Origin of the sequence: Brevundimonas sp. UBA7534 (assembly GCF_002479325.1) — a bacterium.
In the GTDB taxonomy this organism is placed as follows: domain Bacteria; phylum Pseudomonadota; class Alphaproteobacteria; order Caulobacterales; family Caulobacteraceae; genus Brevundimonas.
The window spans coordinates 1-18,590 of the sequence record NZ_DLMO01000024.1 but is presented as its reverse complement, the minus strand read 5'-3'; the positions used below and the strand labels follow the sequence as shown (position 1 = coordinate 18,590).

Sequence of the window (18,590 nt, the reverse complement as noted above, 5' to 3'; positions counted from 1 at the left end):
CAGCCGGTTGAGCCGAATCTGCGAACACGCCTAACGTCCCGTTAACGGTCGCGAATCACGCGGCCCGAGTCAGAATCGAGATTGCTCCCCATGGACGCAGCCCGGCCCGAAGAGGTGGAAATCCCCGTCGACCCGCTGGAAGTCGTCGAACACGTGCTGACGGCCGAGAACCTGCCGTTCGACCGGACCGACGACGGGGACCTGGCCTTTTCCCTGGCCGGCGACTGGAAGGATTACGAGCTTTGGTTCGCCTGGCGGCCCGAGGGCGACTGCCTGCAACTGTGCTGCGCCCTGGACCTGCGCGTGGCCAAGAGCCGCAAGACGGCGGCCTATGAGCTGGTGGGACTGATCAACCAGCGCACTTGGATGGGTCATTTCGAAGTCTGGGCCGAGGACGGCGAGATCGTCTTCCGCCACTCCCTGGCGCTGCCGCTGGGCGAGCGGCCGACCCTGGCGCAGGCGGCGTCGATGATCGACGCGGCGATCGAGGCGACGGACCGCTACTATCCCGCCTTCGACTTCATGGTCCGGGGCAACAAGAAGCCGCAGGAGGCGATCGACGCCTGCCTGTTCGAGACGGTCGGCACGGCCTGATGTCCGTTTCCGGCCCCGTCGTGCTGGTCGGCTGCGGCCGACTGGGCTCCGCCATTCTGGAAGGCTGGCTGCTGACCGGAGCCGTCGCGCCCGCCGACCTGATCGTTTTGACCCCGTCCGAGAAGCCGGCCGCCGAGGCGGCGCGGGCGCGGGGCGCGCGGATCAATCCCGAGCCCGAGGCGCTGAAGGACGCGCGCGCGGTGGTGATCGCGGTCAAGCCGGCGATGTGGCGCACGGTGATGCCGCCGCTGCTGCCCTTCCTGGGCGATCAGGCGGTGATGCTGTCGGTGATGGCGGGCGTGACGGCGCCGACCCTGGCCGAAGGGCTGGGCGGCTGGCCGATCGGGCGGGTGATGCCGACGACCGGCGTGTCGCGCGGTCGGGGCGTGGCCTCGGTCTGGGCGGCCGATCCGGCGGCGCGGGCCCTGGGACGCGCCCTGTTCGAGCCGATGGCCGAGACGGTCGACCTGCCGGACGAAGGTCTGATGGACGCCGCGACGGCCGTGGCCGGGTCGGGCGCGGCCTATGTCTACGCCTTCACCGAGGCGCTGGCGCGCGGCGGAGAGGCGGCGGGCCTGGACGCCGCGACGGCCGACGTGCTGGCGCGCGCCACCCTGCGTTCGGCGGCGGATTCCATGGGCGACGATACGCTGGAAACCCTGATCGCGCGCATCGCCTCGCCGGGCGGTTCGACCCGCGCGGGCCTGGACGCCCTGGACAGGGACGGCCGGCTGACGACGGCGCTGCAGGACACGGTTGCGGCGGCGGTCCGCCGCAACCGCGAGATGGGCTGAAAACTTAGTAGCGGCCGCGTTCGATGCCGGCGCCCAGGCGGTCGAAGGCGCGGTCGGCGTCGTGCCAGACCCCGAAGCCATAGACATCGCGAATGCTGGGCGAGAAGTAGGAGAACTTCACCGGACGGCTTTCGCCGTCGGCGGTGACGATGGTCCCTTCGACCGCCGCGCCGCCGATCGAGATGCTGCGGATCGGGTCCAGGCCCGGCGTGTCGCGCATCTGCTGCATGGTGGGACGGTTGGGCTTCAGGTCGGTGAGCACCAATTGGGCCGAGGCGCCGGGATAGCGCTGGGCCAGGGCCTGTTCGACCTCGGTCTGCAGACGCGCCGCCTGTGCGCTGACCTCGCGGTCGCCCAGCTTGTCGACGCGGCTCTGAAGGTCCGCGCCCAGGGTGACGGTCACGGTCGGCTGGACGGCGTCCGGTTGCGCCTGGGCGGCGCCGGCGACCGCGAGGGCGGCGGCCACAGCCGCGGCGGGCGCGAAGAAGGGCAGTTTACGCATGATGATCCATCTCCAGTCCCTGTCGGAACTGAAGATGACCCCTAAGGCGCCGTTTCGCTAGAGGGGGCGGCGGTGGAAACCGGCGTGGGCAGGCGGATGACCGCCTTCAGCCCGCCCAGGTCGCTGCGGCCCAGGGTCACGTCCCCGCCGTGACCGCGCGCCACGTCGCGGGCGATGGCCAGGCCCAGGCCCACGCCCTTGCGGTTCTGGTTGCGGGATTCGTCCAGGCGCGAGAAGGGCCGGAAGGCTTCCTCATGCAGGGCCTCGGGGATGCCCGGCCCGTCGTCCTCGACCAGGATCTCCAGCCCGCCCGAGGCCAGGGGACGGGCCGACAGCCGCACCCGGTCGCCGTGGGCGGCGGCGTTGCCGGTCAGGTTCACCAGGGCGCGCTTGAAGGCCAGGGGGCGGACGGCCGTGGTCAGGCCGGCGGGGGCGACCACCTCGACCTCGGCGCCCACGCGGCGGGCGTCGGCGGCGGCGGCCTCCAGCAGGTCGGGGATGACGACGGGGGCCGGCGGCTCCCCAGCCTCGCCGCGGGCGAAGTCGAGGTATTCGTCGATCATGTGCTCCATCTCGTCCAGGTCGCCGCGCATGGCGGCCTGACGCTTGAAAGGCGGGGCCAGGGCCAGTTCCAGCCGCAACCGGGTCAGGGGCGTGCGCAGGTCATGGCTGACCGAGGCCAGCAGGGCGGTGCGCTGGTCGATATGGCGCTGGATGCGGTCGCGCATGGCCAGGAAGGCGGTCGCCGCCGCCCGAACCTCGCGCGCGCCGTGCGGCTTGAAACGCGGCACCGTCTCGCCTCGACCGAAGGCCTCGGCGGCGTCCGCCAGCCGTTCGATGGCGCGCACCTGATTGCGGATGAACAGGATGGCCACCCCCATCAGCAGGATGGTCGCCACCGCCAGCCACAGGACGAAGATGTGCGCCTGGGTGGCCACCGCCCGCTCGCGCGGGGCGATGATGCGCAGCACGCCCTGCGGCTCCTGCACCTGAATGTCGACATAGGCGGGGTAGCGGGTGGTGTCGAACCAGTAGGGGCGGTCCAGCCGGCCGGCCAGCGCCTTGTCCAGCACGCGGTCGACCACCCCGATGGCCCCGCGCCGCTGCTCAGTCGGCAGGGTGCGGTCCTCCTGCAGGGCGATGGACAGGGACATGGAACGCTCGGCCCGTTCGGCGATCCGGTCCAGGTTCTCGCGGGTCGGATCGTCCTCGTAGCTTTCGACCGCCCAGGCGATGTCGCCGGCCAATCCCTCCGACAGGCGCGCGGTCACGGTCTGCCAGTGAGCGTCGAAGAAGATCCAGGTCACCGCCGTCTGCATGACCAGCACCGGCAGGACGATGATCAGCAGCGACCGGCCCCACAGCGAGGTGGGCAGGCGCCGCTTGAGGAAACGCGGCCACAGATAGGCGGGCAGCAGCCGCATGGGCGCGCTCCGAGGTTCAGTCCGGCGCCAGCATATAGCCGACGCCGCGCACGGTCTGGAGGTAGCGCGGGTTCTTTGGATCGGCCTCCAGCTTGCGGCGCAGGCGCGTGACCTGCACGTCGACGGCGCGGCCGGTGATGTCGGCGGTGTCGGGCGACAGGCTCATCCGTTCGACCGGGGCGTGGGCGTGCAGGGCCAGGGTCTTGAGCAGTTGCGCCTCGGCCTCGGTCAGGCGCTGGGGCTTGCCGTCGCGGGTCAGCTCCAGCCGCTCCATGTCGAACACGGCGGCGCCCAGCTTGATCTCGCGCGGGGTCAGGGGCTTGCCGCCGGTGCGGCGCAGGATGGCTTCGATCCGCAGCACCAGCTCGCGCGGCTCGAACGGCTTGGCCATATAGTCGTCGGCGCCGCGCGACAGGCCCTCGATCCGGTCCTCGGCGTCGCCGCGAGCGGTCAGCAGCAGGACGGGGGTCTTGGAGGTCTCGGCCTTCTCGCGCACCCAGGTGGTCAGATCCAGACCGCTTTCGCCCGGCATCATGACGTCCAGCACGACCAGGTCGAACTCGATCAGCTCCATCATCCGCTTGGCGGCCGCGGCGTGGGCGGCGCCGGTGACGCGGTAGCCCTCGCGCGAGAGGAACTCCTTCAGCAATTCGCGGATGCGGTCGTCATCGTCGACGATCAGCAGGTGACGGCCCACGCCGGGCCCGGCGATCGGCCCCGAACGACCGTAAGAACGCGATTCCGTCAGGCTCATGCCGCCTTCTCCCCGCCCAAGGCGTTGACCTGAGCGATTCGGGCGGGTCTAACACCCTCAGTTCCGCGGGAGACGTATTGCAATGGCCTTCGTTCCTTTCGACGATCGTGACGGCTGGATCTGGGTAGATGGCGATTTCGTGCCCTGGCGGGAAGCGAAAACGCACGTTCTGACCCACGCCCTGCACTACGGTTCGTCCGTGTTCGAGGGTGAGCGTATGTATGGCGGCGAAATCTTCAAGCTGACGCCTCATTCTGAGCGCCTGAAGCGGTCGGCCGAACTGCTCGATTTCGAAATCCCTTACAGCGTCGCCGAGATCGACGCCATCTGCAACGACACCTGCGCCAAGAACGGGCTGACGGACTGCTACGTGCGGCCCGTCGCCTTCCTGGGGCCGGAGCAGACCAGCGTGTCCGCCCTGAACAACAAGGTGCACCTGGCCGTCGCGGTTTGGGACTGGCCCAGCTATTTCGACCCCGAGGTCAAGGCGCGCGGCCTGCGCCTGGAATGGTCCAAGTGGCGTCGTCCCGACCCGGCCACCGCCCCGACCACGGCCAAGGCGGCGGGTCTGTACATGATCTGCACCATGTCCAAGAACGCGGCGGAACGGCGCGGCTTCGCCGACGCCATGATGCTGGACTGGCGCGGCTTCGTGGCCGAAGCGACCGGCGCCAACGTCTTCTTCGTGCGCGACGGCGTGCTGCATACGCCCAAGGTCGACCACATCCTGGACGGCATCACCCGCCAGACGGTGATCGAGATCGCCCGGGCCAAGGGGATCGAGGTGGTGGTGCGCGACATCAAGCCGGAAGAGCTGTCGGACTTCTCCGAATGCTTCCTGACCGGCACGGCGGTGGAGGTCACGCCCGTGGCCGAGATCGGCGACTATCGCTTCACGCCCGGCGCCCTGTCGCTGGACCTGATGGAACACTACGGCAAGCTGGTGCGCCGCCAGCTGTAAGGCGTCACCAGCGCAGGGCGTAGCGGCCGACGACGGCGCCGATGAGGCCAGCGGCGGCCACGCCCAGGGTGTACCAGGTGGCGACGAAGGCGGCGGTCGCCTCTCCGCAATGCAGCAGGCCATAGGCCGTGGCGGCGATGCCGCCCGCCGCCATGCCCAGCGCCAGGCCCGCCGCCGTCGGGCGGGTGGGGGCCAGCCTGCGCGCCGACAGGAAGACCAGCGGCGCGGCGAAGGCCGACACCAACACGATGTTGCGCCCGCAGACGGTCCAGGTGCCGCCCAGCCAGCCGGCCATGCGCTGATCCGCCGGCGTCATCGCCGTCTCGATTCCGCCCCACAGCGCCGCGACCGCCACCACCGCCAGCACCAGGGCCGCCGCCGGGCGCGCGTCGACGCCGGGCCGGCCCAGGCGCGTCGCCAGCCGGATCGCCGCTCCGGCCAGAACGGCGGTGTAAATTCCCTTCACCCACGGCGTGGGCGCCTGCAGCGCCTCGGTCAGGTCCGGCCGGACGCCCAGCAGCAGCGCCACCGCGACCGTCGCCGCGCCGGCCGCCCAGCAAAGCCATGCAGGCTCCATCCGCGCGGGCGCGGCGGGCTCCAGTCCGGTCGCGAGGGCGTCGATCAGGTCGTCAGTCTTCATCGGTCTTCACGCTGGCGGCCAGCGTCTTCAGGGAGCGGTGGACGCTGACCTTGGCCGCGCCCTCGGTGAAGCCGTTGCGGGCGGCCGCCTCGGCCAGGCTGAAGCCGCCGATGCGCACGTCCTCGACCAGGCGGCGCTGGCGCAGCGGCAGGATGGACAGGACCTTCTTCAGGTCGCGGCGGGCGACGCCGTCCTCGACCGTGTGTTCGGCCAGGAGAACGGACGCCTCCTCCAGCGGCACGTCGTGGCGACGGCCCTGGCGGCGGAAATGGTCGATCAGCTTGTAGCGCGCGATCGCATAGGCCCAGGCCGTGAACGGCAGCGACCGGTCATAGGTCGCGCGCTTGGCGTGGATGGCGATCAGGCAGTCCTGCACGAGATCCTCCGCATCGGCTTCCTGGCCGATAAGCCGACGTCTGAAGAAGGGGGTCAGGGCGCCCCGCATTTCGGACAGCAAGGCGCGCCAGGCCGCGGCGTCGCCGTCGAGACCCCGCAACATCAGACGCTTGAGCTCGGCTTCCTTGTCGACCACGCAGCATCCCATTCGCGTCGGACCGGACGGAGGTTACAGGACCGGGGCAAATAATCGCGCGAATATTTTTGCGTAACCTTCGCCGCGTCGGCGCCGAAACCTCTCCTGTCAGGCCGCTCCGCCCCGGGTCGGCCCTCACACAGGAGACGATCCCATGAAGACTTCCGCCAAGATCCTGATCGGCGTTGGCGCCCTGCTGGCCCTGGGCGCCAACGCCGCCGCCGCGCAGAATCGTCCTACCGCTGCCCAGGAAAACGCCATGGAGAAGTGCTACGGCGTGGCCAAGGCCGGCCAGAACGACTGCGCCGCCGGCCCCGGCACCACCTGCGCCGGCACCTCGACCCGCGACTATCAGGGCAACGCCTGGAAGCTGGTCGCCAAGGGCACCTGCACCACGATCCAGACGCCCAAGGGCAATGGTTCGCTGACCGCGATCCCGAACCGCTGATGTCCGTCGTTCCGACTGCCGGTCTGGGTCTGAAGCCCCAACACTACGACCAGGCCGAGGCCTGCCCGGCGGTCGGAGCGCAGAATGGCCTGTGGTTCGAGGTGCATCCCGAGAACTATATGGTCGACGGCGGGCCGCGCCTGGGCTGGCTGGAGCGCATCCGCGCGCGCCGGCCGCTGTCGCTGCACGGCGTCGGCCTGTCCCTGGCCGGAGACGAGCGCCCCGACCGCGCGCACCTGGCCCGCTTCCGCGCCCTGATCGACCGGTTCGAACCCTTCGTGGTGTCCGAGCATCTGGCCTGGTCGCGACGCGGGAACGTCTATCACCCCGACCTGCTGCCCGTGCCGCGCAGCCGCGAGATGCTGACGCTGGTCTGCGACCATATCGAAGAGTCGCAGGCGCATCTGGGCCGTCGCCTGCTGATCGAGAACCCGACCGCCTATCTGCCGATGGCCGGCCATGAATGGGACGAGGTCGACTTCCTGGTCGAGATCGCCCGCCGCACCGGCTGCGGCCTGCTGGTGGACGTCAACAATGTGCACGTCAGCGCCGCCAACATGGGCCTGTCGGCCGAGGCGTGGCTGGGCGCCGTGCCGGGCGACCTGGTCGGCGAGATCCATCTGGCGGGGCATCGGCCCGATCCGGTCTGGGGCGAGAGCCTTCTGATCGACAGCCATGACGCCCCGGTCGCCGAGGCGGTCTGGCGGCTCTACGAGCGGCTGATCGGCCGGATAGGCGGGCGGCCCACGCTGGTCGAACGAGACGGCGAGGTTCCGACGTTCGCCGAACTGCTGGGCGAACAGGCCCGCGCCGCGGAAGCCCTGATGTTGGTGGAGACCCTGGCATGACCGCCTTTCACGCCGCCTTCGAAACCGCGCTGGGCGGGGGGTTCGACGCGCTGTGGCCGCATCTGGAGCCGGACGACCGGACGCTGGGCGCCATCGCCGTCTATCGCAACACCGCCGTGAAGGGCCGGATCGACGCGCTGGAGGCCAACTATCCGACCGTGTCGCAGATGGTCGGCGGCGAATGGTTCCGCGCCGCCGCGCGCGAGTTCGTCGAGGATCAGCCTGGCGACGATCCCGTCCTGGCCGCCTATGGCGCGGGGTTTCCCGACTGGCTGGCCCGGTTCGAGCCAGCGCGGGAAATGGCCTATCTGGCGCCGGCCGCCCGGCTGGACCGCGCCTGGACCGAGGCGCACCTGGCGCCTGACGCGCGCACGCTGGATGCGCGGCAGGCGGCGGCGTTGAGCCTGACCCTGACCGGCGTCCCCGCCCGGCTGCACCCGTCGGTGCGCCTGTTCTGGTTCGACTGGACCGCGCCGTCGCTGTGGCTGGCGCACCGCGATCCGCAGGCCGGAGCCGAACTGGCCTGGCGCCCCGAGCCGGAGGGCCTGCTCGTCCACCGTCCGGACGCCGAGGTCCGCGCGCGCAGTCTGAGCCGCGCCGAATGGGTCTTCCTGGACGCCTGCCGCAAGGGCCGCGCCTTCGGCGTGGCCGCGTTGGCGGCGCAGGCGGCGCAGGCGGACCTGGACATCCCCACCCTGTTCGCCGGCCTGATCGCGCACGGCGTCTTCGAAACCCCCGAGAGGCCGAACCCATGACCGCCATCGCCCGCATCCACCAGCGCATCACCGACGCCATTCCTGAATGGCCGCTTGCCCTGCTGCTGCGCGTCGCGATCGCCGCGCCCTTCTTCCTGTCCGGCCGCACCAAGGTGGAGGGCCTGCTGACCCTGTCGCCGTCGACCGAATATCTGTTCGCCGAGGAGTATCGCGTGCCGCTGCTGCCGCCGGACCTGGCCGCGCATCTGGCGACCTACGCCGAGCACGCCCTGCCGATCCTTCTGGTGCTCGGCCTGCTGACGCGGCCAGCGGCGATCGGCCTGCTGCTGATGACGCTTGTGATCCAGCTATTCGTCGTGCCGACCGGCTGGCCGACCCACCTGCTATGGGCCGGGCCGCTGGTCTATCTGATCGCGCGGGGACCGGGCGCGGCCAGCCTGGATCGGGTTTTCCGTCTGGACTGAGGCCCCGGCGCCCTTGCCAGCCGCGTCAACTTGTCCTTGAAGCGGATGAAGCCGCGGCGCGGCGTGGGAATCCGACTTCATGTTCAGCCTCCTGAACCTCCAGAGCCTGTTCGGCCTGGTCGTCATCGTCGCCCTGTGCTGGGCGATCTCGGAGAACCGGCGGGTGTTCCCCTGGAAGCTGGCGCTGGGGGCGGTGGCGGTGCAGGCGGCGCTGGTGCTGGCCCTGTTCGCCATCCCCGGATCGCGCGGCGTGCTGGCGGCGGTGACGGGCGCCATCGACGGCCTGGCCGATGCGACGGCCCAGGGCACGCGGTTCGTGTTCGGCTATCTGGCGGGCGGCGATCAGCCCTATGTGGTGGAGAACCAGGGGGCGCTATTCACCTTCGCCTTCAACGTCCTGCCGCTGATCCTGGTGATCTCGGCCCTGTCGGCGCTGCTGTGGCACTGGAAGATCCTGAAGTGGCTGATCCGGGGCTTCGGCTTCCTGTTTCAGCGGACGATGGGCCTGGGCGGCGCCTCGGCCCTGGCGGTGGCGGCCAACATCTTCCTGGGCACCATCGAGAGCCCGATCGTCATCAAGGCCTATCTGGACAAGCTGAGCCGGTCGGAGATCTTCCTGATGATGACCGTGGGTCTGGCCACCGTCGCCGGATCGACCATGGTCGCCTACGCCAGCATCCTGTCGCAGACCCTGCCAAACGCCGCCGGCCACGTGCTGGTCGCCTCCATCGTCTCGGCGCCCGCCGGGGTGCTGCTGGCGCGGATCATCGTGCCCGAACCCAACAAGGAGGCCGCCCAGGCGATCAGCTACGATTCCGCGCTGAAGTACGACAGCGCCATCGACGCCATCTCCAAGGGGACGTCGGACGGGCTGATGGTGGTGTTGAACATCTCGGCGGTGCTGATCGTCTTCGTGGCGCTGGTCGCCCTGGTGAACGTGATGCTGAGCGGTTTCGTGGTGTTCGGCGAGCCGCTGACGGTCGAGCGGATGCTGGGCGTGCTGTTCACCCCGCTGGCCTGGCTGACGGGGGTGGAGGCGGCCGAGGCGGGCAAGGCCGGCTGGCTGCTGGGGGTCAAGCTGACCCTGACCGAGTTCGTCGCCTTCATCGACCTGGGCCGCATTCCGGCGGGCGAGATGAGCGAGCGTACGCGGATGCTGATGACCTATGCCCTGTGCGGCTTCGCCAACATCGGCTCGGTGGGCATCACGGTGACCGGCCTGTCCGTACTGATGCCCGAGCGGCGCGAGGAGGTGCTGGGCCTGATCTGGAAGGCCCTGTTCGCCGGCTTCATGGCCACCCTGATGAGCGCCGCCATCGTCGGCGCCTTGCCCGCGGCGGTGTTCGCGCAGTAGCGTTTCCAAAAGCAACGGGAACGCCGCCATGAAGCTCTACACCTCTCACCGCGCGCCCAATCCGCGCCGGGTCCGCTGGATCATGGCCGAAAAGGGGATCGAGGACGTCGAGATCGTCGAGGTCGACCTGCTGGCGGGCGAACACCGCACGCCCGACTACCGCGCCAAGTTCGGCGTGCCGCACGTGCCGGCGCTGGAACTGGAGGACGGGACCCGCCTGACGGAATCCATCGCCATCGGCCGCTATCTGGAGGCGCTGCATCCCGAGCCGAACCTGTTCGGCCGCGATGCGAAGGAGCAGGCGATCATCGAGATGTGGACGCGCCGGTGCGAAATCTATCTGGCCAATCCGATGATGCTGACGGTGCGGTTCAGCCATCCGGCCCTGGCCGCGCTGGAGACGCCCCAACCGCAGGTGGCCGAATACAACCGCGGCGGGGCCGAAAAGTTCATGAAGACGCTGGACCGGCGCCTGGCCGACCGCGCGTTCATCGCCGACCGCTTCACCATCGCCGACATCGTCGCCGTGGTCGGCCTGGATTTCGGTCGCCTGATCAAATACCGACCGCCGGCCGAGTTCGAGAACCTGGCGCGATGGATGGAGACGTGTCGCGCGCGCCCGGCGGCGGCGGCGGGGATCTGATTGAAAAATTGGGTTAGCTAGGTTAGCTTACCCGGATGGCCGTCACCGCGAACATCCACGAAGCCAAGACGACGCTGTCGAAGCTGATCGAACGCGCTCTGGCGGGCGAGGAGGTGGTGATCGCCAAGGCGGGCAAGCCGCTGGTGCGGCTAAACCCCGTTTCCGAGGCGACCGAGACGAAGACGCCGCGTCGCGCCCTGTTCGGCTCGATGCGGGAGGAATTCAAACTGTCGCCGGACTGGGACAGCCCCGCAACCAATGCGGAAATCGAGCGCCTCTTCTACGAGAGCGAGATTTTTCCGGATCGGCGGGGCTTCGCCGAGGAGTGAGGCTGCTTCTGGACACCAATATCGTCGTCTGGATGTTGCGAACCCCGGACCGGCTGTCGCGCGTGGTGGAAGCGGCCCTGAACGACGAGGCGAACGTTCTGCTGGTGAGTTCGATCTCGATCTTCGAAATCGCGCTGAAGCGCAGCGTGGGGAAACTCGACGTCGGTGACGGCGTGTTGACGCGGCTCGAGCAGATCGGGTGCGTCAGCCTTCCGCTGAACGACAGGCATTCGTGGCGAGTGTCCGACTTGCCATGGATTCACAGGGACCCGTTCGACCGCCTCATCGTCGCTCAAGCGCTGGAGGAGAGGGCTACGCTGGTCACGTCGGACCGCGTGCTGTCGCTCTACGGCTGCGCGACCATGCTCAACTGAGCCTCATCTTCGGCAGAGCTTCACCGCGGCGTGAACTTCCGGATCACGCCGGAGAAGGTCATCAGCAGCCGGTCGCCGGTGGTGATCTGGCCGCGCACGAAGATCAGGCTCTTGCCGGCCTTGCTGACCTGGCCGGTCGCCTCGATCAGTTCGCCGACATAGGCGCCGTCGATGAAGGTGGAATCCAGCTGCACCGTCACGCCCGAGGCGCCTTCCAGCTCCTGATAGGCGATCTGGAACAGGGCGATGTCGGCGAAGGTCATCAGGCAGCCGCCGTGCATCCGCCCGCCGGCGTTCATGTGCTTGGGCTCGGCGCGGAAGGCGCAGCGCATCTGGCCGTCCGGGTCGGGGCGGCCGTAGAATGGGCCGACCACGGTGTCGAAGGTGGCGTGGTGGTCGTAGGTCTGCCAGCCGGCGAACTCGCCCTCGGTCACGGTGATCTTGTTGGCCATGTCTTTGGTCTTACTTCTGAGCGTGCGGTGCAGCATATAGGCGCCATGAGCGATCCGATCGAAGCCGCAATTTTCGAAAAACTGTCCGTCCTCGGCCCGGGCAAGAGCATTGAGCCCGCCGAGGTGGCAAAGGCGCTGCAGCCCGAACAGTGGCAGAGGATGCTGCCCAAGGTGCGCACGGCCGCGCTGGGGCTGATGCGCCAGGGGCGGTTGACCATCACCAAGAAGGGCAAGCCCGTCGATCCGGAGAATTTCCGGGGCGTGACCCGCCTGCGGCTGCCGACCGAGGAAGAGACGGCGCTGGCCCTGAGCCGCCGCCCGCCGGTCGAAGAGGCGGATGACGACTGACCTCCAGTCGGTCGTCGAGGACATCCGCGCCTGCCGCGCCTGCGCCGGGGTGCTGCCGCACACGCCGCGTCCGGTGGTCTGGGTCTCGCCGCAGACGCGCCTGCTGATCTGCGGCCAGGCGCCGGGGCGGCGGGTGCATGAGAGCGGGCGGCCCTTCACCGATCCGTCGGGCGACCGACTGCGCGACTGGATGGGGGTGGATTACGACGCCTTCTACGGCGATCCGCGCATCGGGGTGGCGGCCCAGGCCTTCTGCTATCCGGGCACGGCGCCCAAGGGCGGAGACTATCCGCCGCCGCCGCGCTGCGCCGAACTCTGGCGGCCCCGTCTGCTGGAGGCCCTGCCGGCGGTGGAGCTGACGCTGCTGGTCGGGGGCTACGCCCAGGCCTGGGCGCTGGGCGACCGGGCCAAGACCAATATGACCGAGACGGTGCGGGCCTGGCGCGACTATGGCCCGGCGATCCTGCCGTTGCCGCATCCGTCGTGGCGAAACACCGCCTGGCTGAGGCGCAATCCCTGGTTCGAGGCGGAGGTCGTGCCGCACCTGAAGGAAAGGGTCCGCGCGCTGCGAGAACGCACGGACCCCTGAGGCGTGAAGCGCCGGATCAGCCGCGGCGGTTGTCGCGGTCGCGACGTTCGTAGCGGATGTTGGCCGACAGGCGGTCGAAGCGACGATCCAGGTCGTTGCGTTCCCAGGCCGTCAGGCCGCCGCGGCGGTAGTTGGCCTCAAGACGCAGCAGGCTGTTGAACTCTGAGCGCAGCCGCGTGGCTTCCCGGCGGCTCAGCTGGCCGGTGCGGACGCCCTGGTCGATGCGACGGTCGAGGTTGGCCTGGCGCGCGTTGATCGACTGCCACGAGCCATAGCTGACGGCGTGCGGGGCCGGGCGGTGATAGGACTGGTGATGGGACTGGGCGAACGACGGCGCGGCGACCGAAACGGCGGCCAGGGCGACGGCGGGGATGACGAACTTCCGCATGGGAGGACTCCTCGTTCTCGGCGCCGGTCGGGGCGACCAGCGATGAGGCCAGATGACCACCCGGCGGCTGAGCCCGATCTGAACAGCGCCGATCATGTTCGGTTCATCGAGATGAGAAATCGGTCACGATCACCGTTCCTTGGTTTTGCGGCGCCGTCCATTTCACCTATACGGATCATTCAGCGCCTGTTCAGGCGCACGGGGCTAGATCGACCGCCATGTTCCGCAAACCCGCCAGTCTCATCGTCGCCGTCGCGGCCCTGGCCCTCGCTCCCGTCCTGTCGACGGAGGCGATCGCCCAGTCGCGCGATCAACGTCAGCCGTCGCAGTCGCAGGAGCGTCCCGCGCCGCGCGTCAGTCCCGACGAGGCCCGCCGACGCGGCGGCCAGGCCGGCGGCGGCCGTGTGATCGACACCCAGCCGCGTCGCAATGGCGACTATTCGGTGCTGGTCGAGCGCGACGGCCGGGTGCGCGAGGTCGTGGTCGACGGCCAGACCGGCCGCACCAGCCAGGGCGGAAACGACAACAACCCGCGTCGCAGGCCGAACTGATGCGGGTGCTTCTGGTCGAGGACGACGCGGACCTGTCGCGTCAGCTGAAGACGGCGCTCGGCGACGCCGGCTATGCGGTGGATCACGCCCCGGACGGCGAGGAAGCCCATTACCTGGGCGAGAACGAGCCCTATGACGTGATCGTGCTGGACCTGGGCCTGCCCAAGATCGACGGGGTGTCGGTGCTGGAGCGCTGGCGGCGCGAGGGCAAGACGACGCCGGTGCTGATCCTGACCGCGCGCGGCGCCTGGTCGGACAAGGTGGCGGGCTTCGACGCCGGCGCCGACGACTATCTGACCAAGCCGTTCCACACCGAGGAACTGCTGGCCCGTCTGCGCGCCCTGCTGCGCCGCTCGGCCGGCCACGCCTCGGCGACCCTGTCGTGCGGCGGCTTGCGGCTGGACCCGCGCGCGGCGCGCGCCAGCGTCAACGGCGAACCGCTGCGCCTGACCAGCCTGGAATACCGACTGCTGCACTACATGATGATGCACCAGGGCCGGGTCATCAGCCGCACCGAACTGGTCGAGCATCTGTACGACCAGGATTTCGACCGCGATTCCAACACCATCGAGGTGTTCATCGGCCGGGTGAGGAAGAAGGTCGGCTCGGACCGGATCGAGACCGTGCGCGGCCTGGGCTATCGGCTGACGCCGCTGGCGGGCGAGACCGAGGCGGCGTGAGCGACGCGGCATGAGCGACGCCGGGCGCCGACCTGGACCCGCCCCTCGAGGTTCTCCGCTACGGGATTGGGGCCGCTGGTTCGGGCGGCCCGGCCGGTCTCTGACCCGACGGCTGATCTGGCTGGCGGCGGCGTGGATCCTGCTGGCCCTTGTGATAGCCGCCCTGTTCCTGACCCAGGCCTTCCAGGAATCGGCGCTGCGCCGGCTGGGAAACGTTCTGAACGAGACGGTGGACGAGATCGTCGTCGCGGCCGCCCGAACCCCGCGAGACCAGGCCGTGCCTCAAATTCAGGATGCGCGGACCCTGCGCCTGCTGTCGGGCAAATACTGGGCGATCGCGCGCGAGGGGGCGGATGGTCGGCTGGTGACCGTGGCGCGGTCGCGCTCGCTGTGGACCTACAATCTGGACACCCCGCCCGGTCTGCCCGACCGGCTGGACGCGGCCTTCGGCGACGTCATCAGTTTCAACACCGTGGGCCCCAAGGGCGAGCCCCTGCGCGCCGCCGCCAGCATGAAGTCGGTCCCGCGCTATGACGAGCCGGTCGTCTTCCTGGCCGCGCTGGACCGGTCCGACATCGACGCCGACACGCGCCAGTTCGCCACCGTGACCTGGATCGCCCTGCTGGTGATGGGCTTCGGCCTGGTTTCCGCGGTCTTCATCCAGGTTCAGGTGGGTCTGCGCCCCCTGTATGAGCTGAGGAACGAGATCGCCGATGTGCGAAAGGGCAAGGCGGCGCGGATCGGGCGCAGCTATCCGGTGGAGATTCAGCCCCTGGCCGAACAGGTCAACCGCCTCCTGGACCACAATCAGGAGGTCGTGGAGCGCCAGCGCACCCACGTCGGCAATCTGGCGCACGCGCTGAAGACGCCGATTTCGGTGATGATGACCGAAGCCGGCGACGCCGAGGGGACGCTGCCGGAACTGGTCCGGCGCCAGACGAAGGTGATGCAGGGCCAGGTCGACCACCACCTGCGCCGCGCCCGCGCCGCCGCGCGCGCCGCCCACGGCCTGGGCGAGAAGACCGACGTGCCCGAGGTGCTGGACGAACTGGCGGTGATGATCGAGCAGGTGTTCCGCGACAAGGCCGTGGAGGTGGACTGGCGCGCGCCCGACACCCTGGCCTTCCTGGGCGAACGGCAGGACCTGCAGGAAATCCTGGGCAATCTGATCGAGAACGCGGCCAAGTTCAGCCGTCGCCGCGTGCGGGTCTCGGCCGGGCCGGACGGTCTGGGTCGGATGGTGGCGGTGGTCGAGGACGACGGCCCCGGCCTGCCGGAAGGCGCGCGCGACGAAGTGCTGAAGCGCGGCGCGCGCCTGGACGAGGACGCGCCCGGATCGGGCCTGGGCCTGTCGATCGTGGACGACCTGACGCGGGCCTATGGCGGCCGCATGACGCTGGGCGACAGCGACATGGGCGGGTTGAAGGTGGTGCTGGAGCTGCCCGCCGCCGAACTGTGACGCCAAGCGCTTGTTAATCTCGGCGGCTCACCATGTCGCCGAACGGCGGAGACGGGGTTGGGCGCGCTATCGGAAACGCAACGGTCGGTCCTGACGGACCTCATCCAGCGCTGCGGCGACGCGGTGCTGGAGGGCCTGCGTGACGGTTTTCCGGTCGAGGGGGCGACCGACGACCGCACCGTCGAACTGGCCCGGATGATCGAGGACGAATGGCGCGACCGCCGCCGCCGCGACACCGCCCTGGCCCCCCCTGGCCCCGATGTTCGCCCCCCGCCAGGACGGCGTCGCCGGCCTGACCTTCCCTCCGAGCGCGCGGGACCGCGCCTGGCGCGTCGCCGCCGAGCGGGAGGCCGATCTGCTGCCGCTGCTGGACGGGGCGGGGCCGACCGAGGGCGACTGGACGACGGCCGCCGACCGGCTGTGCGCCGCCTGCGCCGCCGCCGTGCGCGACCGGCACGGTCAGGTCTGGCCCGACGCCCCGCGCGAGGCGCGCGAGGAACTGGCCGGCTGTTTCGACCTGGGGCCGCTGGCGCGCCGCGCCCTGCCTCGCCTGCCGGCCTGGCTGGAGCGGCCCGACGACGAACAGGCGGCGGGGCTGAGACTGCTGATCCAGGACGCCAACGCCGTCGGCGAGCATGGCGGCCGCCGCATGGTCGACATCCTGTTCGCCCATGTGGCCGACGCCGAACGGATGCTGCGCGTCGTCACCCGCACCAGCCGCTCGGCCGGCAACGAGCTGGTGCTCAGTCATTCCGAGATGGCGGTCTTCGTCGACCGGCTGCTGGCGTCGGTGACTGAGCGGGTGGCGCGGCTGGGCGCGCTGGGCGCGGCGCCGGGGGAGGCGGAGGCCCAGGCCGCCGTGGCCGACGCGGAGTGGTGCGCCGCCGTGCTGTCCGAACTGGACCTGACGCTGCAGCTGCGTCCGGGCTCGCCGTGGGGCAAGACCACGCGGATGGCGCGGGTCAAGCTGTCCGGCCAGTTGTCGGGGCTGATGCGTTCGGCCGGGGCGGCGGCCCATGCGGCCCTGCCGATGAAGCGCCAGACCATCGCCGGGCGGATGACGCGGATGGCCCCTTGGCTGGAGGCGCCGACCGAGGGCGAGCCGATCGAGGCGGCGGCGGCCCTGTTGGGACTGGTCACCGCGCTGCGAGGACCGGCCGTGGTGTTCGGCAGCGAATCCGACCGTCAGCGGCTGAACGCCGAACTGACCGACTATCTGACCATCTGGGCCAACGAGGCCTTGGACGGCATCGCCGACGGAGAGGCGCCGGACGTGGATCGGGCGCTGCGGCTGGTCGGGATCGCGGCGCGCTATCTGACCTCGATCGAGGCGCTGGAGGCGGCGCGCACGGTGCGACGGCGCGCGGCGACGGCCGAGACCGCGCGGGCCACGGCGGGCGCGGCGTCGCGGGCGCTTTGACGGCCGGCCCGCATGGGCTAGACGGCGAGCCATGATCGTCTTCTGGATGATGACCGGCCTCGCCGCCGCCCTGGCCGCCCTGGCGGTGCTGGGCGGCGCGCGGCGCGGCGCGACGGCGGCGCCCCAGGCGGAGACCGCCGCGGGCCTGCGCGAGATCGAGGAACTGGACCGGCTGAAGACCCGCGGCCTGATGGACGAGGCCGCCCACGCGGCGGCGCGGGCCGAGGCGGCGCGCCGCCTGCTGGCGGGCGAGGCGATCCAGGCCGATCGTCCGGTCCGCGCCGGACCGCGCGACCGGCTGTGGGTTCTGGCCGGGATCGGGGCGTCGACGGCAGGGGCGCTGGGCCTCTATGTCCTGGTCGGGGCGCCCGGCCTGCCGGATCAGGGCTACGAAAGCCGTGTCGATCAATGGGCCGAGACGCCGGACGCGCTGCAGCCGCCGCAGCTGGCCGCCGTGGTCGCCCGCGTGGTGCGCGAGCGGCCGGACGATCCGCAGGCGCTGGCCATGCTGGGCGCGGCGCGGTTCCAGGCCGACGATCCCCTGGGCGCCGCCTCGGCCTTCCGTCGGCTGGTGGCGCTGAGGCCCGACGACGGCCAGGCCTGGGCGCGGCTGGGCGAAAGCCTGGTGCGGGCCAACGAGGACCGGATCGGCGCCGACGCGGAGGCCGCCTTCCGCGAGGCGGTGCGCCACGACCCCGACCAACTGGGCGCGCGCTTCTTCCTGGGCGAGGCGGCGCTGAGGCGCGGCGACGCGGCCGAGACGCGCGCGCAGTGGACTCCGCTGATCGCCGCCCTGGACCCGACGGACCCGCGCCGCCAGGACCTGGAGCGGCGGATGCCCCCGGCGGGGGCGCAATGACGCTTTGGCGCCGGGCCGGGCGGCGGCTATATCGGCCGCTCCTGTCTGTCGTTTCCGGATCGTCCGCCGCATGAGCTGGCTGCCCAAATCGCCGAAGGCGCGTCGCCGCCTGTGGGTCGTGGCCGCCGCCGCGCCGATCCTGGCCCTGGCGGTCGGCCTGTCGCTGTGGGCCATGCAGGACAGCGTGACCTTCTTCTATTCCCCGTCGGAGGCGACGGCCGCGACGGCGCCGGCGGGTCGACACATCCGCCTGGGCGGCCTGGTCGAGGCGGGCAGCGTACGGAAGGCGGCCGACGGCTCCGTCGTTTTCGTCGTCACCGACAACGCCGCGACCACGCGCGTCATGTACCACGGCGATCTGCCGGATCTGTTCCGCGAGGGGCAGGGCATCGTGGCGCAGGGGACGTTCGGCCCCGACCGGGTGTTTCACGCCAGCCAGGTCCTGGCCAAGCACGACGAGAACGACC

General features: G+C 70.4%; 26 protein-coding genes. 19 read left to right on the top strand and 7 right to left on the bottom strand.

Annotated elements, in window-relative coordinates:
- Positions 1-90 precede the first annotated feature (90 nt).
- Positions 91-594 carry a YbjN domain-containing protein gene (locus B2U11_RS01645; RefSeq protein ID WP_288759553.1) on the top strand — a complete coding sequence of 168 codons (504 nt, stop codon included), beginning with the start codon at positions 91-93 and terminating at the stop codon, positions 592-594.
- Positions 594-1,388, top strand: a complete 795-nt coding sequence (locus tag B2U11_RS01640) for a pyrroline-5-carboxylate reductase family protein (protein ID WP_292069306.1) — start codon at positions 594-596, stop codon at positions 1,386-1,388. Before B2U11_RS01645 ends, B2U11_RS01640 begins: the two co-directional genes overlap by 1 nt.
- 4 nt (positions 1,389-1,392) lie before the next feature.
- On the opposite strand, the gene B2U11_RS01635 is transcribed toward B2U11_RS01640, so the two are convergent.
- Genes B2U11_RS01635 through B2U11_RS01625 form a run of 3 tightly spaced genes read right to left on the bottom strand, consistent with a single transcriptional unit; the run spans position 1,393 to position 4,068 of the window.
- Positions 1,393-1,890, bottom strand: coding sequence for a hypothetical protein (locus tag B2U11_RS01635; RefSeq protein WP_292069305.1), 498 nt, complete (start codon positions 1,888-1,890; stop codon positions 1,393-1,395).
- Positions 1,891-1,931: 41 nt separating this feature from the next.
- Positions 1,932-3,314, bottom strand: coding sequence for an ATP-binding protein (locus B2U11_RS01630; protein WP_292069303.1), 1,383 nt, complete (start codon positions 3,312-3,314; stop codon positions 1,932-1,934).
- Between the two features lie 16 nt (positions 3,315-3,330).
- On the bottom strand, positions 3,331-4,068 hold the full coding sequence (locus B2U11_RS01625) for a response regulator (RefSeq protein ID WP_292069302.1): 738 nt from the start codon (positions 4,066-4,068) through the stop codon (positions 3,331-3,333).
- A gap of 82 nt (positions 4,069-4,150) precedes the next feature.
- Between B2U11_RS01625 and B2U11_RS01620 the strand changes: the two genes are divergently transcribed.
- The gene (locus tag B2U11_RS01620) at positions 4,151-5,029 is read left to right on the top strand and encodes a branched-chain amino acid aminotransferase (protein WP_292069301.1); all 879 of its coding nucleotides are present in this window, start codon (positions 4,151-4,153) and stop codon (positions 5,027-5,029) included.
- Between the two features lie 4 nt (positions 5,030-5,033).
- On the opposite strand, the gene B2U11_RS01615 is transcribed toward B2U11_RS01620, so the two are convergent.
- Together B2U11_RS01615 and B2U11_RS01610 are read right to left on the bottom strand one after the other, a co-directional pair.
- The gene (locus B2U11_RS01615) at positions 5,034-5,669 is read right to left on the bottom strand and encodes a DUF1109 domain-containing protein (protein ID WP_292069299.1); all 636 of its coding nucleotides are present in this window, start codon (positions 5,667-5,669) and stop codon (positions 5,034-5,036) included.
- Complete coding sequence (locus B2U11_RS01610) at positions 5,659-6,201, bottom strand: sigma-70 family RNA polymerase sigma factor (RefSeq protein WP_292069298.1); 543 nt, start codon at positions 6,199-6,201, stop codon at positions 5,659-5,661. The genes B2U11_RS01615 and B2U11_RS01610 overlap by 11 nt, the downstream gene beginning before the upstream one ends.
- Positions 6,202-6,355: 154 nt before the next feature.
- Between B2U11_RS01610 and B2U11_RS01605 the strand changes: the two genes are divergently transcribed.
- The 8 genes from B2U11_RS01605 (at position 6,356) to B2U11_RS01570 (ending at position 11,377) form a co-directional block, all read left to right on the top strand.
- Positions 6,356-6,649: a DUF2282 domain-containing protein gene (locus tag B2U11_RS01605; protein ID WP_292069297.1), complete on the top strand. Its 294-nt coding sequence runs from the start codon at positions 6,356-6,358 to the stop codon at positions 6,647-6,649.
- Entirely contained in the window at positions 6,649-7,497 is an 849-nt protein-coding gene (locus B2U11_RS01600; protein ID WP_292069296.1) for a DUF692 domain-containing protein, read from the top strand. Before B2U11_RS01605 ends, B2U11_RS01600 begins: the two co-directional genes overlap by 1 nt.
- A complete protein-coding gene (locus B2U11_RS01595) occupies positions 7,494-8,252 on the top strand; it encodes a DNA-binding domain-containing protein (protein WP_292069295.1) in 759 nt (252 codons plus the stop codon). The genes B2U11_RS01600 and B2U11_RS01595 overlap by 4 nt, the downstream gene beginning before the upstream one ends.
- Positions 8,249-8,677 carry a DoxX family protein gene (locus B2U11_RS01590; RefSeq protein ID WP_292069294.1) on the top strand — a complete coding sequence of 143 codons (429 nt, stop codon included), beginning with the start codon at positions 8,249-8,251 and terminating at the stop codon, positions 8,675-8,677. The genes B2U11_RS01595 and B2U11_RS01590 overlap by 4 nt, the downstream gene beginning before the upstream one ends.
- 79 nt (positions 8,678-8,756) lie before the next feature.
- On the top strand, positions 8,757-10,031 hold the full coding sequence (locus B2U11_RS01585; protein ID WP_292069293.1) for a NupC/NupG family nucleoside CNT transporter: 1,275 nt from the start codon (positions 8,757-8,759) through the stop codon (positions 10,029-10,031).
- A gap of 28 nt (positions 10,032-10,059) precedes the next feature.
- Positions 10,060-10,674, top strand: a complete 615-nt coding sequence (locus B2U11_RS01580; protein ID WP_292069292.1) for a glutathione S-transferase family protein — start codon at positions 10,060-10,062, stop codon at positions 10,672-10,674.
- 35 nt (positions 10,675-10,709) lie between these two features.
- Positions 10,710-11,003 carry a type II toxin-antitoxin system Phd/YefM family antitoxin gene (locus B2U11_RS01575; RefSeq protein WP_292069291.1) on the top strand — a complete coding sequence of 98 codons (294 nt, stop codon included), beginning with the start codon at positions 10,710-10,712 and terminating at the stop codon, positions 11,001-11,003.
- Entirely contained in the window at positions 11,000-11,377 is a 378-nt protein-coding gene (locus B2U11_RS01570; RefSeq protein WP_292069290.1) for a type II toxin-antitoxin system VapC family toxin, read from the top strand. The genes B2U11_RS01575 and B2U11_RS01570 overlap by 4 nt, the downstream gene beginning before the upstream one ends.
- A gap of 20 nt (positions 11,378-11,397) precedes the next feature.
- Here the strand turns inward: B2U11_RS01570 and B2U11_RS01565 are convergent, their stop codons facing one another.
- On the bottom strand, positions 11,398-11,829 hold the full coding sequence (locus B2U11_RS01565; protein ID WP_292069289.1) for a PaaI family thioesterase: 432 nt from the start codon (positions 11,827-11,829) through the stop codon (positions 11,398-11,400).
- A gap of 45 nt (positions 11,830-11,874) precedes the next feature.
- Between B2U11_RS01565 and B2U11_RS01560 the strand changes: the two genes are divergently transcribed.
- Positions 11,875-12,177, top strand: coding sequence for a DUF3253 domain-containing protein (locus B2U11_RS01560; RefSeq protein WP_292069288.1), 303 nt, complete (start codon positions 11,875-11,877; stop codon positions 12,175-12,177).
- Complete coding sequence (locus tag B2U11_RS01555; protein ID WP_292069287.1) at positions 12,167-12,766, top strand: uracil-DNA glycosylase family protein; 600 nt, start codon at positions 12,167-12,169, stop codon at positions 12,764-12,766. The genes B2U11_RS01560 and B2U11_RS01555 overlap by 11 nt, the downstream gene beginning before the upstream one ends.
- A gap of 16 nt (positions 12,767-12,782) precedes the next feature.
- Here B2U11_RS01555 and B2U11_RS01550 read toward each other — a convergent pair whose 3' ends face one another.
- On the bottom strand, positions 12,783-13,154 hold the full coding sequence (locus B2U11_RS01550) for a hypothetical protein (protein ID WP_292069286.1): 372 nt from the start codon (positions 13,152-13,154) through the stop codon (positions 12,783-12,785).
- A 218-nt stretch (positions 13,155-13,372) separates the two neighbouring features.
- On the opposite strand from B2U11_RS01550, the gene B2U11_RS01545 reads away from it, so the two are divergent.
- From B2U11_RS01545 to ccmE, 6 genes are all read left to right on the top strand, one after another.
- Positions 13,373-13,705, top strand: coding sequence for a hypothetical protein (locus B2U11_RS01545; RefSeq protein ID WP_292069285.1), 333 nt, complete (start codon positions 13,373-13,375; stop codon positions 13,703-13,705).
- The gene (locus tag B2U11_RS01540; protein WP_292069284.1) at positions 13,705-14,385 is read left to right on the top strand and encodes a response regulator transcription factor; all 681 of its coding nucleotides are present in this window, start codon (positions 13,705-13,707) and stop codon (positions 14,383-14,385) included. The genes B2U11_RS01545 and B2U11_RS01540 overlap by 1 nt, the downstream gene beginning before the upstream one ends.
- A gap of 10 nt (positions 14,386-14,395) precedes the next feature.
- Positions 14,396-15,844, top strand: coding sequence for a sensor histidine kinase (locus tag B2U11_RS01535; RefSeq protein ID WP_292069283.1), 1,449 nt, complete (start codon positions 14,396-14,398; stop codon positions 15,842-15,844).
- Positions 15,845-16,103: 259 nt separating this feature from the next.
- Positions 16,104-17,264: a hypothetical protein gene (locus B2U11_RS01530; protein WP_292069282.1), complete on the top strand. Its 1,161-nt coding sequence runs from the start codon at positions 16,104-16,106 to the stop codon at positions 17,262-17,264.
- A gap of 31 nt (positions 17,265-17,295) precedes the next feature.
- On the top strand, positions 17,296-18,123 hold the full coding sequence (gene ccmI / locus B2U11_RS01525; protein ID WP_292069281.1) for a c-type cytochrome biogenesis protein CcmI: 828 nt from the start codon (positions 17,296-17,298) through the stop codon (positions 18,121-18,123).
- 70 nt (positions 18,124-18,193) lie between these two features.
- The coding region (gene ccmE, locus B2U11_RS01520) for a cytochrome c maturation protein CcmE (protein WP_292069280.1) at positions 18,194-18,590 on the top strand (397 nt) is incomplete at its 3' end.